This is a genomic window from Paenibacillus sp. 2TAB19, assembly GCF_052115185.1.
Lineage (GTDB): Bacteria > Bacillota > Bacilli > Paenibacillales > Paenibacillaceae > Pristimantibacillus.
Genome location: NZ_JBFRGE010000033.1, coordinates 17598 through 32684, shown reverse-complemented (window position 1 = coordinate 32684; position 15087 = coordinate 17598). Strand labels below are relative to the sequence as shown.

The 15087-nt window shown below is 52.2% G+C and carries 9 protein-coding genes; all 9 read right to left on the bottom strand.

What is annotated here, in order from left to right; genetic code table 11:
• Nucleotides 1-34 precede the first annotated feature (34 nt).
• The 9 genes from AB4Z33_RS16365 to AB4Z33_RS16325 all read right to left on the bottom strand — a co-directional run bounded on the left by AB4Z33_RS16365 (nt 35) and on the right by AB4Z33_RS16325 (nt 15077).
• Nucleotides 35-4609: a LamG-like jellyroll fold domain-containing protein gene (locus tag AB4Z33_RS16365; RefSeq protein WP_442050921.1), complete on the bottom strand. Its 4575-nt coding sequence runs from the start codon at nt 4607-4609 to the stop codon at nt 35-37.
• 338 nt (nt 4610-4947) lie between these two features.
• Nucleotides 4948-5796, bottom strand: coding sequence for a carbohydrate ABC transporter permease (locus AB4Z33_RS16360; RefSeq protein WP_442050920.1), 849 nt, complete (start codon nt 5794-5796; stop codon nt 4948-4950).
• Nucleotides 5793-6710, bottom strand: coding sequence for a carbohydrate ABC transporter permease (locus AB4Z33_RS16355; protein ID WP_442050919.1), 918 nt, complete (start codon nt 6708-6710; stop codon nt 5793-5795). Before AB4Z33_RS16355 ends, AB4Z33_RS16360 begins: the two co-directional genes overlap by 4 nt.
• A gap of 102 nt (nt 6711-6812) precedes the next feature.
• The gene (locus tag AB4Z33_RS16350; protein ID WP_442050918.1) at nt 6813-8165 is read right to left on the bottom strand and encodes an ABC transporter substrate-binding protein; all 1353 of its coding nucleotides are present in this window, start codon (nt 8163-8165) and stop codon (nt 6813-6815) included.
• Between the two features lie 34 nt (nt 8166-8199).
• The gene (locus AB4Z33_RS16345) at nt 8200-9546 is read right to left on the bottom strand and encodes an ABC transporter substrate-binding protein (RefSeq protein ID WP_442050917.1); all 1347 of its coding nucleotides are present in this window, start codon (nt 9544-9546) and stop codon (nt 8200-8202) included.
• 57 nt (nt 9547-9603) lie between these two features.
• Nucleotides 9604-10803, bottom strand: a complete 1200-nt coding sequence (locus AB4Z33_RS16340; RefSeq protein WP_442050916.1) for an acyl-CoA dehydrogenase family protein — start codon at nt 10801-10803, stop codon at nt 9604-9606.
• A gap of 120 nt (nt 10804-10923) precedes the next feature.
• Nucleotides 10924-11760 (bottom strand): response regulator transcription factor, encoded by an 837-nt coding sequence (locus tag AB4Z33_RS16335; RefSeq protein ID WP_442050915.1) that lies wholly within the window; start codon nt 11758-11760, stop codon nt 10924-10926.
• A gap of 8 nt (nt 11761-11768) precedes the next feature.
• A complete protein-coding gene (locus AB4Z33_RS16330; RefSeq protein WP_442050914.1) occupies nt 11769-13535 on the bottom strand; it encodes a cache domain-containing sensor histidine kinase in 1767 nt (588 codons plus the stop codon).
• Between the two features lie 198 nt (nt 13536-13733).
• On the bottom strand, nt 13734-15077 hold the full coding sequence (locus AB4Z33_RS16325; protein ID WP_442050913.1) for a glucose-6-phosphate isomerase: 1344 nt from the start codon (nt 15075-15077) through the stop codon (nt 13734-13736).
• Between the last annotated feature and the right edge of the window lie 10 nt (nt 15078-15087).

Sequence of the window (15087 nt, the reverse complement as noted above, 5' to 3'; positions counted from 1 at the left end):
CCCCGAATCCGATTCGGGGCGTTGCTTATTTGTATTACGGCGCTGCTGCTCCCAGCTCCGCAATCTGCTCGGCTGATAACGCCGCGTTATAAATAAGAAGCTCGTCGATCATGCCGGTGAACGGCGTATCCCAATAATTGACGCCTAGCGCGAACACCGCGTCATTCGATGTGAATACATCAGGGAAGCCCGTTCCCGTGAATTTCGCTTCGCCGTTTACATAAACCGTAATGCGTCCGTCTTCAACCGTGAACGCAACATGTGCCCATTCCCCGATCGGAATCTGTATGCCCGTGCTCGCGTCGTACCATGACGTGCCGGACCATAACATCGTCGGCTGCGAACTGCCAGGACCGCGCGGCACGAGACTGATCCAGCTGTTGCCCGACTGAGCCCCGAAAAATGCTGGCGTATACTGGCTTCCCTGCTGGACATATACGGACATCGAAACCGTATAGCTGTCGCTTGCAATGAGGCCGTTCGGCAGACGTATGCCCGAGCTGCCGTTGAACACTGCGGCTTGACCGGAGACGCCGTCGTCATAGGTGATCGCTCCGCCCGTATTGTCCGCCTTATTGCCCGTTATCGTACCTGACGAGCCGCCTTGTTCATCAGTCAAATCGCCCTCGAAGCTGTAATGGGCTATCGCTTCATCGACAACCTCCAACGTATAGGATGCGGATGCCCCGCTGCCGTCTGTCGCAGTTGCCGTAATGACCACGAAGCCGGCTTGAACAGCCGTTACCGTTCCTGTGTCAGCGTCAACCGTTGCGACGGTGTCATCCTCCGAGCTCCACAGCAGCTGCTGATTGCCTGCGTTTATCGGGGATACCGATACGCCAGACGGCGTATACGTATTTAGGGCGAATACTTTTTTGTCGGTAAAGCCGAGCTGAACGCTCTCGACCACAACGCTAGAATCGAATACCAGCTCATGAACCTCTTGCTGCGTTAAAATGCCTTCATAAATCCGAAGATCATCGATCAGACCTCGATACGGCGTATCCCACCAGTTCACCCCAAGGCTGAACGAGCCGTCATTGCCCGTGAAAATATCGGGGAAACCCGTGCCGCTGTATTTCAGTATTCCGTTCACGTACAGCTTGGCGGTGCCGCTCTCTACCGTGAAGGCAATATGCGACCACTGCTGTGCCTTAATCGTTAATCCGGCAGTCACGTCGTACCATTCGGTGCTGCCCGACCATAACATCGTCTGATTGCCGACGGGACCTTGCGGCAGAAGACTGATCCAGTTGTTGCCGTCTCTTGCCCCGTAGAACGCAGACGTATACGTATTTAACGTCTCTGGCCTCAACCATAACGAGACGGAATAGCTGTTGCTCGCGATGAGCCCGTTAGGCAGCTTGACGCCGGAACTTCCGTCGAATGCCGCTGCATCGCCGTACATGCCAGCTTCATACGTAATTGCGCCGCCTGTATTATCGATCCTATTGCCAGTAATCGTTCCTGCACCGAAGCCATCCAGCGATTCCGTTAAATTGTCTTCGAATTCGTAACGCGCTGCAAGTTCGGAAAGCTGGGAAGGAAGCACGTTAACTGTAAATACTCTTGTCCCTGTCTCTTCGCCTTTCGTAACCGTAGCGGTAAGCTGTGCCGTCGCTGATCCCGCATCCGCTTCCGGACGAGTAATAACGCCTTGCTCGGTAACGACTGACGAATTACTCGTCGACCAGCTAATCTGCGAATAGCGTGCGCCTTCGAGCGGAAGCGTCAGGTCGGAGACCACTTTCGTAAGATCCCCTAACTGAATTCCCTTCAGAACATCGTTCACAAGCTGCTTGTCGGTGCGGTCACGAAGCTTGCTGCCCCAGATCGATGCGCCTTCGCCGGACATCGCCGTGAAAGTCATGACATAGCTTTGCGAATCCGTATCCCATAGCTTCGCATATACACCTTTGTAGACGGTGCCGCCAATCGTCAATACCGCGTAATAATCGCTCGTCAATTGCCAGCTTCCAGTCACGTCGCCGCTTATCGTGTTGTCTTCGTTTAAGCGAATGAGGATTGACTTCACAGTTGGCACTGCATTCGTTTTGCCGTGATTAAGGAATCGATATTCCCCTGCGATCTGTTTCTCGTTCACTTTGCCCAGCTTCTCGCCCGTATAACGATAAGGCGCCACGATCGGCCAGTTATCCTCGTTCATGAACAATTGATGGACGCGAACCTCATGGAATTCGCCTGTTCCCGGAAAGCGCGTATGGAACACAATAAATTTTTTTCCCGTCTTCTCATCGAAATAAAGCGAGTTATGCCCCGAAGATACATAACCGGTGCCGATTCCCGTTCCAGGATCGCCTACTTTGCGTTCGAACAAATAGTTGCCGATGAGCTTGTTGCCATAAGGATCATTGTCCGTATTGCTCGGCAGTACGGCATCCTGATTCACTGCATCCGTGTATGGACCTTCAGGCGACGTTGCCCGGAATAGACGCATATTGTATGCACCGTCCGCGCCAAGCCAGCCATATGTAACATTTAGGAAATAGTAGCCGGTCGCCTTGTCGTAGCGCACGTAAGGACCTTCTCCAGACTTGCCGTATCCTCCCGCAATCTTCGTTCCGAAGTAGCGGTCGATCAATCTGCCATCCTCCGTCGTTCCGTCCTCGCCTGGATAGATCGGCCTGCCTGTAGCCTTGTCGATGTCCAGCAGGAAGATGCCGCCTGACCAAGAACCGTACGTCATATGAAGCTTGCCGTCCGCGTCGTAGAACAGGTTCGCGTCGATCGCGTTCGGGTACATGCTGTTTTTGTACGAGCCGTCCCCGTTAAACCACGCAGTTGACTCCGTTAGCACGCCGTCCTCAATCAATGACGGAATGTTCGTATTCGTCCATTTTTTATTAATAACACTGTCTTCGTCAGTAGCGTCTTCTTGAGTAAAGCCGGAATAAATAATCGTATCGACATATTCATATGGGCCTTCAATGTTCTGAGAAGCCGCAATTCCGATAGCCGAGCGGATATAGGTGGACGATACCGAGTAGTACATCAAGTAAGCGCCTTTCGAACCGTCTTCATTCAAATAGTCGGCATTCCATAATACATCCGGAGCCCAGACGGAGAAGCCGCCCAGATTGTCGGCGTCGTTCTCTCCCGCCCAGTCGAACGATTCCGCAAGATTGGCGGAGAGATCGCCGAACAAGGCGTTGCCCGTCGTCGCGTAGCCGTTCGTAAAGCGCGTCCAGTGCTGAAGATCGGTCGACTTCGCCGCTTCAATATGAGAACCGAAAACATAATACGTGTTGCCGGCCTTCACGATCGATGGGTCGTGAACGGATACTTCCCCGAACGTTGGAGCGGATGCGCCAGGCGTTGACGGAAGGTCGGTCGGCGTCTCGGACTGCTGATCCTTGAAGATCGGCTTCGACTTCGACCCGCCATTCACCGTTACGGCACCTAAGCCTGTAATGGTAATAATCGAATCCGTATCGATAAGCAGATCCTGAATGGATGTCCCTTGCTCTGCATGAAGCTTGATTTTGCGCTCGATGACGAGCTTGCGAATGATGCCTTGCAGCAGCTTTAGCTCAGACTCAGTTAGCGAGCGAGTGACAACTTCGCCGAAGCTGCCGGACAATTCCACGACTGCATTCTCTGTAAGACCTTCCTCCAAAATAACTCTTTCATATCCGTTGCCCGTAACGTTATCGCCATTCTCCAGCTTCACGCCGCTAAGGACGAAGGTTTGCTTAACGTTCGTAGCACCGTTCACAACGATCCGAACCGTACCGTTCTTCTTGTCCACGATAATCGCTTCGATATCGGAGTCGTTAACGTGAATGCTGTTCGGCCCGCCGCCCGAAATGCGAAGCGATCCTTTGACCGTTACGTTGTTAAGCGTAATATCGCCTTCGCCGACACCTGCGGTCACGAACAGGTCGCCTTCTATGACACTGTCCGAAAGTTCGACGCCAGCTTTGCTTATAACCKCGTTGCGAGTCGTCAGATTGCTGTAAGAACCAGCTATATTTATAATCTCGCCGGATAGGCTGCCGATCAGCTTGACCGCCTCAGCTCTCGTAATCGGGCTTGCAGGCCTAAACGTTTTGTCCGGGTAACCGCTTACAAAACCTTGCTCGACTAAAGCTCGAAYGCTCCCCCTGCTCCATTTCGCAAGCTGCTCGATATCCGTAAGTTTATCGACCGGCTGCTCGGAAGGCGCAATAGCGAATACGTTCGCAAGGATCACCGCCGCTTCCTGACGGTTGATCGTCATGTCGGGGCGGAACGTACCGTCATCGTAGCCTCGAATATATCCTGCGGCAACCGCCTTTTGAATATCGCCGTAGTAGCTGCTATCCGCCGCTACATCCTTGAACGCAGCATTGCCCATGGCCGTGAAACCGAAGACCCGATTAACGAGCGTTATGAATTCCGCTCTCGTAATCGATTGATTCGGCTTGAGGCTGCCATCTCCAAACCCTTGAATGAGTCCCTTCTCCTGCCACTCCGTCAGCTCCTTCTCTGCCCAGTGATGCTCGCTGCCTGTAAGCCCGCTAGACGGCGAAGCGCCGATCAAAGCACTCGGCAGCATCAGAACAACCGCAAAAAATCCGATCAATAGCTTTGTTGCACCTTTTCTCATGCTTTTCCTTGTCATCATCGTTCTATCGTTCGCCTCCCTTAATAGTGTGCGAAATGCTAATATGACGCCCTCGTTCATGCGAATCGGCTCACGCATCCGCTCCTTTCCGCTAGTTAAACGCTTACATATTAACAAAGATGTTATTCCGATTATGTAAATTCAAATGTCAGGCGTTTAACGGCATGAAACAAGTTAATAAATATATTAACTTGTTATTATTTATATTACTGATTCATATCATAATCCGCCCCGCCTACCTTCGTCAAGAAAAAAAGAACAGCCCGTCAGGTCTAAGATTGACCTAATGAACTGTCCTTCTTGCGCGTGCTCGAACGGCTCTAACCTTTGAGTCCCGTCGTGCTGATGCCTTCGACGATATACTTCTGGAAGCCGACGAAAATGGCAAGCACCGGAATCAGCGACAAGACGGACATCGCGAACACCGCTCCCCAATCGGTTTCCATCGTGGGGTTCGACATCGATTTGATGGCTAGCGCCACCGTCGCAAGCTTCTGCGAATTTAAGTACAGGAACGGGCTGAAATAATCGTCCCACGTCCAATAAAACTTGAAAATAGCAGCCGTGACGAGTGCCGGGACGATAAGCGGAAGCATGATGCGGATGAAGAAGCCGAATCTTCCGCAGCCGTCAATCCGTGCCGATTCATCCAAGTCCAGCGGGATGCCCCGCATGAATTGAATCATCAGGAAGATGAAGAAGGCGCCTCCGGCGAAAGACGGCACGATCAGAGGCAGGTGTGTATCGATCCAATCAAGCTCCTTGAAGAGCAAATATTGCGGAATGATTAGCACTTCGCCCGGCAGCATCATCGTAAGCATCATGCATACGAACCATAACGAGACGCCTGGAAAGCGGATCCTTGCAAACGCATAGGCGGCTAACGCCGACGATGCAACTGTTCCGATGACAGACAGAATAGTGACGATTGCTGAGTTTTTGAAAAACGTAACGAACGTAATGTCCGCAAAACCTTTCAGCCCTTGGGCATAATTGTCCGCATGCAGCGTATGCGGTATGAGATTATGGGCTTGGACGAAAATATCGCTTGTCGGMTTGAACGAGCTTGAGACGAGCCATAACAGCGGATAGATCATCGCAAGCGCGAATAACCAAGCTCCCGCGCTGAGCGCGATCGAGCCGATCCGCCATTTGTAACGAACGGTCATGAATTCCCCTCCCGATGCTCATAGTAGACCCAGAATCGCGACGAACGGAACAAAATACCCGTCAGCACCGCGACTGTAAGCAGCATCACCCACGCCATCGCCGATCCATAGCCCATATGATGGAAACGGAATGAATTCTCATACAAATAGATGACGTAGAACAGCGTCTGGTCATGCGGTCCGCCGCCTGTCAGTATCATCGCCTCCGAGAATACTTTGAAGCCGCCGATAATGCCCATAACGAGGTTGAAGAAGACGACAGGCGTCAGCAGCGGCAGACTTATTTTCCAGAAACGCTGGACCGCGTTCGCCCCGTCTACTTCGGCAGCTTCCAGCAGGCTTGCCGGAACTTGCTTCAGGCCAGCCAAGAAAATAAGCATCGAAGCGCCGAACTGCCAAGTCGCAAGCAGTATAATCGAATACAGCGCCGTCGAAGGGTTCGTGATCCAGGAGATGCCGATATCTATGCCTGTTATCGCCTCCACGGCCGAGTTAAACGCCCCTTCAATTCCGAACAGCTGCCCCCACATAACGATGATTGCCACACTGCCGCCCATAAGCGTCGGCAAGTAGTACATCGCGCGAAGCCAACTCGAGCCCGCTAGCTTCTGATTCAGCAGAATCGCGACGGCAAGCGCAAAGCCTAAGCGGATAGGAACGGATAACAGCACGTACATTAACGTGACTGCAATAGACTTCGCATAACGCGGATCGTCTCCGAACAATTGCTTGAAATTATCGAGCCCGATCCATTTCGGCGCGGACAATATATCGTAATCGGTGAATGACAAATACAGCGAAGCCAATATCGGGAATAGCGAGAACAGCAGAAACCCGACTAGCCATGGGAAAATAAATAGATAACCCGAGACCGTATCGGAACGGTTCAATCGCGATTTTACAACCGCCTTCATCTTAAGCACTTCCTCTCCGAGCGATGTCCTGGAATGAAATCGGCCCCTTCCCTTAATGGGCAAGAGGGCCGATGACCGCCAAGCAGCGCTATTGCCAGCTGGCTACTTGCTTAATATTTTGCTCGCTTCCTCACGGAATCGCGTTGCCCCGTCAGCCGGTGACAGCTTCTCGTAAAAGATTTCCGAGGCGATGTTCTTGAATGCCGCGCCTACCTCGCTTCCCGCTGCCGGAGCCGGTGGGTCGATCGGGGAGCCTTGCTTCTCCACTTTCGCCAAGAAGTCGACGATATGTTTTTGATTTTCGCTGAACGTACCTTCCAGTCCCGCGAGCACCTTCGGATTATAAGCGAAGCCGAAGTAGCCGTTAAGCGACTTGGCCGCTTCGATATTATTCGTATAGAACTCGATGAACGTCGCTGCCTCGACAGGATGCTTCGACTTCGACCATACCCCGTGGAAGAAGCTTGGTTTAATGTAAGCGCCCTTCGTCGGACCCGGGAAGAACGAGAAGCCGACTTGCTTGCCGAGCTGCTTCACGAATACATCGCTATGGCTGTTGCTCCAGTAGCCGTAGCCGCCGAATGCCGCTTGGCCTTTCGGGAACGGTCCGTCCTCGAGCGCCTTGATTTCCGATTCAACCGCAATGCTGGATAGAAGCCCCTTCTTCTGCAGGCGAAGCTGCGTATCGAAGAAGGTTGTGAACAAGCCGTCATCCTCGTAGCCTAAGCTTTTGCCGTCAGCGGCATACAGCTTGGCGTCATTTTGACGCAGCCAAATTTCGAATTGGGATTGGCCATAATGGGAATCGCCCGCAATGTCCAGCTTGTCCTTGACCGTCAGCAAGTCTTTCTCGTATTGCTCCCATGTATACTCGCTTTCCGGCAGTGTCACTCCGGCTTCCTTCAACTTATCGGGATCGTAATAGAGCACGAGAGCGTTGTTGCCGATGTTAATGCCGTACAGCTTCCCGTCAACCCGGCCAACGTCGATATGCATCGGATTAACGCCTTCAAGATCGATTGTCTTATTCGCCACGAAATCGTCCAGCGGCGCGAGCAATCCTTTGCTCACATAGTTGTTGATTTGGGAATAGTCGGTCCGAATGACGTCTGGCAGCGTATCCGATGCCGCTTGCACGAGAATCTTGTCGTTATACTCGCCGCCCGGCGCATATTCGGATTCGACGTTAATATGCGGGTATGCTTTCTCGAACAGCTCGACCACTTTGTTATGTGCGTCGATCGTTAGCTGGGTGCCTGCCCAATAACTTACGCGGATGGTGACGTCCTCATGGGGCTTCTCCGTCTCGGCTGCGGCGTTGCTTGCAGCAGGATCGGAAGGCTTCGGCGAGGATGCGCTATTGGCGTTGCCTCCGTTATTTTGACCGCAAGCGGTAAGAGATAAAGCTATAAATGCCGATAAGGCAATGGATATGAATTTGGATGCTCGCTTCATAATACCAACACTCCTCTTAGTCTAGCGATATGGTTTAGTTGCTATACGATTCAACCGCGCCCCGCTTCAATATTGCGGCAGCTTCGTTTCTGAATCGCGTCGCGCCCTCTTCGGGCGTAATTCGTCCAAACAATATTTCGTTATGGAGCGAGCTGTACAAGCTGCTCACCTCGCCCCCGACCGATGGCTGCGGCGGGTCGATTGGATTTCCTTTGCGTTCCACCAAAGTTAAGTATGCAAGCACATTGCGCTGCGTCTCGGAGAGCGAATCCTTGATGCCCTCAATGACACGAGGGTGATAGGGCAGCCCGAAATAGCCGTTCAATGACTTGGCAGCTTCCATGTTATTCGTATAGAAGTTAATGAACAGCGCAGCTTCGTCGGGATGCTTCGATGTGCTCGCGATGCCGTGGTAGAAGGAAGGTTTGATGTACATGCCTCCCTCGCCCGAGCCTGGATACATCGCAAGTCCAACCGGGAAGCCTAGCTGTTTCTCCATAATATCGATATGATTGCTCCAGTAAGACAAACCTCCGAACGCGCTTAACCCTCTCGGGAACGGTCCGTCATCCAATCCCCGCACGTTTTGCTCCAACGCCGTTGGCGTCGTCAGCTCTTCCTGCTGCAGCCGCAGCTGCCTTTGGAAAAAGGTCGTAAACAAGCCGTCATCGTCGTAGCCAAGACCGTCCTGCTTCTCGTTGTATAAGGTCAATCCGTGCTGCCTAAGCCATATTTGAAAATGGTTGAAAGTTAAGTGGGTATCTCCATACACGCCTCCGACTTGCTTCAAAGCTCGCAAGTCTTCCTCGTATTGCTCCCATGTATAATCCGGTCCCGGTGCAGCCACTCCCGCCTTCGCGAGCAGCGCCGGGTTATAGAACATGACAAGCGCGTTATTCCCTATATTGAGAGCATACGTCTTGCCCCTTTTCGTTGCTCCGGCATTATGCATCGGGCTTACGCCTTCCAGATCGATCGCTCCCGAATCGATATACTCATTCAGCGGAAGCAGGAGTCCTTTGTCGATATACCTGGAAATATTCGAATAATCAATACGGATCACGTCCGGCAAGCTGTTTGAAGCTGCCATGACGGCAAGGCTTCCCGAGTAAGCGTCGCCCCAGAAGTACTCCGCTTTGATGCGGATATTCGGATAAGTCTCCTCGAACAGCCGTATGACGGCGTCGTTTTTGTCCACGGTAAGCTGGGAACTCGCCCAATAAGTCATGCGCAGAGTGATTGGCTCGCTCTCCTTGGACGTCTCGATAGAAGACATGCGGCTAAGGCCGGTGCCCGCTTCCGTGTCCCGATAGCCCGTGCATGCGGCGAGAGCCGCAGCCAGTATTAGCAAGATGAAGATACCTACAGCTCTCTTTATCACGACCATAAGATTAAGTTCCTTTGCGCTTTGCGTTTGGACTCTCGCCTGGGCTTGCTTCTAGCTGTTCGAAGGCGGAGTCTGCGGCAGTTCCCCGATTGCGTTATTAGCTAAATTCGTTAGTACGGCATCATCCATCGGCGGATTATGCAACCCTGCCCTAACGTCGCGATACATCCGCTCCAGCGGCAAGCTGCGCGACAAGCTCAGCGCGCCGACGATTCTCATCGCCTGATCGACGATTCGAATAGCCGCGTTCGTCGCCGTATACTTCGCAAGACCAAGCTCATGCTTCATATGCACGCGATTGTCAGGCTCCTTGTCCCAGCGGTCCGCCGTATGGAACAAATAGCTTCTAGCGGTTAACAGATCAGCTTCGATCTGCCCGATCTGCCGCTTAATATGCGGGAGCTCGGCGATCGGCACCGTCAACGAATTCGGCTTGTGCTTGCGAGCGAATTCGAGCGCGAAGTCACGCGCAGCGTGGGCAATTCCGAGGTAACAAGCCGGAATGTGCAGCAGCGTCGCTTCTGTCGGAACAGGTGCGGCCGTGACCGGATCAAGCCCTCTTATCGTGTCCTCGTCCGGTACGAATACATCCTTCAGCACGACGTCATGACTTCCGGTAGCACGCATTCCAAGCGTGTTCCACGTCTCCTCAATGACAATGCCGGCACCTTGGCGAACGAAGAAGAAACCTACCTTATCGCTGTCCTCGATAGCTGCCGATACCGTGAAAAATGTAAGTACCGGGCTCAGCGTGCTATATGTCTTTCTCCCGTTAATCCGCCAGCCTCCGGCAACACGGGTTGCAGTCGTTTCCGGCCTGCCTCCGCGGCTCGGGCTTCCTGTCGCAATCTCGCTTATAAGTTCGTTAATTACAGCACCGCTAGCCACAGTCTCCCGGCATAATTCTGCGAACAGCTTCTCTGGCCAAGCCCTGGATAGGCGCAGTTGAAGAAGCAGACCGATATGCCAGCCAACGGCGAGCGCCGTCGAGCCGTCTCCTCTTGCCAGACGTTCCTGAGACAACACCATTTCGTATGCCGACCCTTCTTCACCGCCGAATGCATTCGGGACTGTCAGCTTCAGGTACCCGGATTGCTTCAGGTCCTCGAAGTTCTCGAACGGGAAAGATCCCTCCAGATCATGTTTGGCAGCTCTCTGGGCGAACCGCTCCGCAAGCCAGTCTGCCCTTGAGGCTATATCTTCTTCGCGCTTGTTGCGTAGGAATGGATCTGGACGATCTAGTCGGGTCATAATTGAACTGACCACCTTTCTTTCTTTTCTGATGTGTTTACTAGGGTTAAGCTAATCATAGTAACTTTTCCAGCTTCGTTATAGGTAAAAACCCGATCACTTTATTGTAAAAAACCGATTTCATTTCATCTGTATGCTGAACTTCTTCCGGTATTCCGCAGCGGTATAACCGGTCGTCTTCTTGAATACGTTGGCAAAATATTGCGGGTCTTGCTCGAAGCCGCAGCGTTCGGCAATTTCATACATTTTCAGTTCTGTCGACATCCTGAGCAGTTGCTTGGCTAAGTCGATTCTGAGGTTCGTCAAATATTGCGTATACTTCTCCCCCGTCTCGAGCCTGAACTGCTTGCCCAAATATTCGGAGTTCATGAAGAGATAATGCTGGGCCAGCCATTGCAGCGACAGCCTGCCATCTTGCAAATGCTCCGCTGTCAGCCGCTTCATATGATCGATCAGCTTCGACTTCTTGTCAAGCTTGCCCGGAGGCGTCTCTTGCTGCCGTGTGTCATCCGTTCCTTGTCCGGATTGCTCCAGCTTGCGCAGCATGCCCTCGATCTCTTTCTCCCTCGCATGATAAACGCGCAGCTCCGCAATAACCTCCCGGAGCGCATCCATTATTTCCTGTTCATTGCTTGGCTTAAGCACATAGTGCTTGACGCCGTATTTCATCGCTTGCGCAGCCAGCTCGAATTCGCCGTATCCCGAGAGCACGATGAACTTCGTATCCGGCAGCGCRGTCTGCGTCCGCTCTATTAATTCCAAGCCGTTCAGCTTTGGCATTCGAATATCCGTAATGACGATGTCCGGCTTCAGGCTTCTGATCTCTTCATAAGCCTGCAGGCCATCCGGAGCCGTTCCTGTGAGCGTGAGACCAAGCTCCTCCCATGCGACCGTATCCGCCACTCCATCGCGAATATGCCTCTCGTCGTCGGCCAGGTACACCTTATAACCGTTCATGGCTCCCTTCACCTCGCATTCGTCCTCATAGTCTGCTGCTCATTCCTAACCGGCACCGAAACGCGAACAATCGTCCCCTGATCGATCCCGTTATGTATACTTATGCCGTATTCCTCTCCGAATAACAGCTGAATTCGATTATGGACGCTGCGAAGCCCTATGCCGCTTCCTTGCGGGCGCGCGCTTCCGGGCTCCGATTCCGCATCTGCCAAGTAATCGGGGTTCATGCCCGGCCCATGATCGGCAATCCATAAGTCCAGGCGATCTCCGAATTGCTCGCCGCTTACGGATATGTCGCATATTCCCGTTTCTTCGTCGACGCCGTATTTGACGGCATTCTCGACAAGCGGCTGAAGCAGCATGCTTGGCAGGCGAAGGTCCTGCAACTTGGGCGGAATATCGATCCGATAACGCAATCTGTCCTCAAAGCGAAATTGCTGTATGGATAAATAGTTGTATAGCAGCGTAATCTCATCCTTCACCGTCACCATTTCTTCGCCGCCGATCGTGCCGCGGAGCATATCTCCAAGCGCTTTGACCATATGCGAAATGTCCTGCTGGCCTTTCCTTCTCGCGAGCCAGTTGATTGAATCAAGCGTATTGTAAAGAAAGTGAGGATTAAGCTTAGCTTTCAACGCCTCGTACTGCGATTCCTTCAAATGAATTTGCTTTATATAATTTTCTTTAATTAACAGATCCAAACGATCCGTCATTTTAGCAAAATTAATCGTGAGCAGCCCAATCTCGTCCACGTTCTTCATCGTCTCGGAGCGTCTAGTCGCGAAATCGCCTCTCTCGACTTGCGTCATTCTCCGCGTTAATTCCTCTAGCGGACGCGTAATGCCGCGTGAGAACGAGAGTCCGAACACGATTAATGCGAGCAAAATGCAGCCATATAGAATAAGCAGCATTTTTTTCATATATACGGCTTGGGCGAACACCGACTCGTAAGGGACCAAATGAATGAACGTCCACCCTGTATAGCTCATTGTGAAATAAGCGGCCAAATAGTTCCGATCTCCGGCACGCAGCTTACCGTATCGATTCGCCATTCCTTCCTCTGCGTAATCTCTCTTCGGCAAACCGGTGGCCGCGATGCGCTCCTCGTCCGGAAATATCGGCTCCTCTCCGTCCTGAATAATAAGCGAGGTGTCATAACTTGTGCTTTTCCGATCCGAGCGGTTGACGATTTCATCGGCATTCGCTCTAATCACAAGCGTGCCCAGCTGCTGCAGATCCATATGCTTCGTCGCACGAATCTGCCTCAGCGACAGTATCTTCGCTTGCTCTCCGCCGCCTCCGGTCCACACGCTCGCTCCCGCTCTGTCGGCGGCTACGCTTATCATCTCATCCGTATGGGCAGGCACCGGCGTATTTGCAAGCGACCCTGCTAAGTATTCATTCCCATTGGCGTCCACAATGGCAATCGATGATATGGAATACTCATGGAACGGATAKGAAAGCAATTTCTGCTTCAGCCGGCTAACAGCAAGGAAAGTATCGTATGTACCTGAATCTGTATCGTTTTTCAATCGGAATAAGCCTTCCTGTATGTCGGGATCGCTCGCGATCGTTACCGTCAGCTTATCGATCTCGCGCAGCTTCTCCTCAATGCGCTCCGAATAGAGATAAAGCTTGTCGCTCGCCTCTTGGTAGACCAGCTGCTCATAGAGCGATTGCGTTCTTTGGACGTACAGCAGCCCGAGCAAGCTGCTCGTGACCGCCCCGATAATGACGAAAGCAATCAATTTATGCCATAGCTTGAACCTTTTCACGTTCCCACCCGCTAATTCATACTAATCCGATATACTTTAAAAGAATTGTATCAATGCTCTCAGCGAGGTGTCAATAAAAGGTTACGTTTATACAGATAACGAGCCAATGCGTGTCGCTCGTTCCCCGTTGTATATTCTGCAAGCGAAAAAGCCTCCGACTCCACAAAAAGTGGCATCGGAGGCTTTCTTTTAAAATAATTATCCGTTAGCGTTCAAACGCTTAAGCAGCTCGGCTTTCTGAGCTTCGAAGCCTGGCTTGCCCAGCAAAGCGAACATATTTACTTTGTACGCTTCTACGCCCGGCTGGTCGAATGGATTAACGCCGAGCAGCAAGCCGCTGATGCCGCATGCTTTCTCGAAGAAGTAAACCATTTCGCCGAACGTATATTCATTAAGCTCATCTAGTTCAACGATCAGATTCGGCACTCCGCCGTCAACATGAGCGAGGCGTGTTCCTTCAGCCGCTTTCTGATTCACTTCATGCATCGTCATGCCGGCGATGAAGTTCAACCCGTCCAGGTTGCCCGCATCTTCCTCGATCGTCAGCTCAATGCGCGGCTTAGCGACAGCCAGAACCGTCTCAATCAGATCGCGACGGCCTTCTTGGACGTACTGGCCCATCGAATGCAGATCCGTCGAGAAGTCAACGGAGGCTGGATATAGCCCCTTCTGGTCTTTGCCTTCGCTTTCGCCGGATAGTTGCTTCCACCATTCGGAAACATAGTGCAAGGACGGTTCGAAGTTAGCCAGCAGCTCGATCGTTTTACCTTTGCGGTAGAGCGAGTTGCGAACAGCCGCATATTGATAGCTCTCGTTGGAAGCGAGGTCCGGATTGCTGTATTTCTTCGCAGCTGCAGCCGCTCCAGCCATCATCTGATCGATATCGAGTCCAGCAACCGCAATCGGCAGCAAGCCTACAGCCGTAAGTACGGAATAACGTCCGCCAACATCGTCAGGGATTACGAAAGTTTCGTAGCCTTCTTCGTCTGCCAGCGTCTTAAGCGCGCCTTTCGATGCATCGGTCGTCGCGAAGATCCGTTTTTGCGCTTCGTCTTTGCCGTATTTTTTCTCCATATAATCACGTAGAATACGGAAAGCAACGGCTGGCTCAGTCGTCGTACCTGACTTGGAGATGACGTTCAAGGAAATATCTTTGCCCTCTAACAGCTCGAGCAGATGCGTAATATACGTCGAGCTAATATTTTGACCGGCAAAATACACCTGCGTATTCCCGCTCATCTGATTGTGGAACGTATGGGATAACGCCTCGATTGCCGCTCTTGCGCCTAAGTACGAGCCGCCGATACCGATGACGACCAGCGCCTCGGAGTTGCTGCGAATACGCTTCGCAGCCTCCTTGATTCTAGCAAACTCTTCTTTGTCGTATTGATGCGGAAGATCGACCCAGCCTACATAGTCCGAACCGGGGCCTTGCTTCTCGTGAAGCATGCGGTGGGCGGTGCCGACGAACTCGCTGAAGTAATCAACCTCATGCTGCCCGATAAAAGATAATGCATTGGAATAATCGAATGAAATCGTCATTTGTAACGTC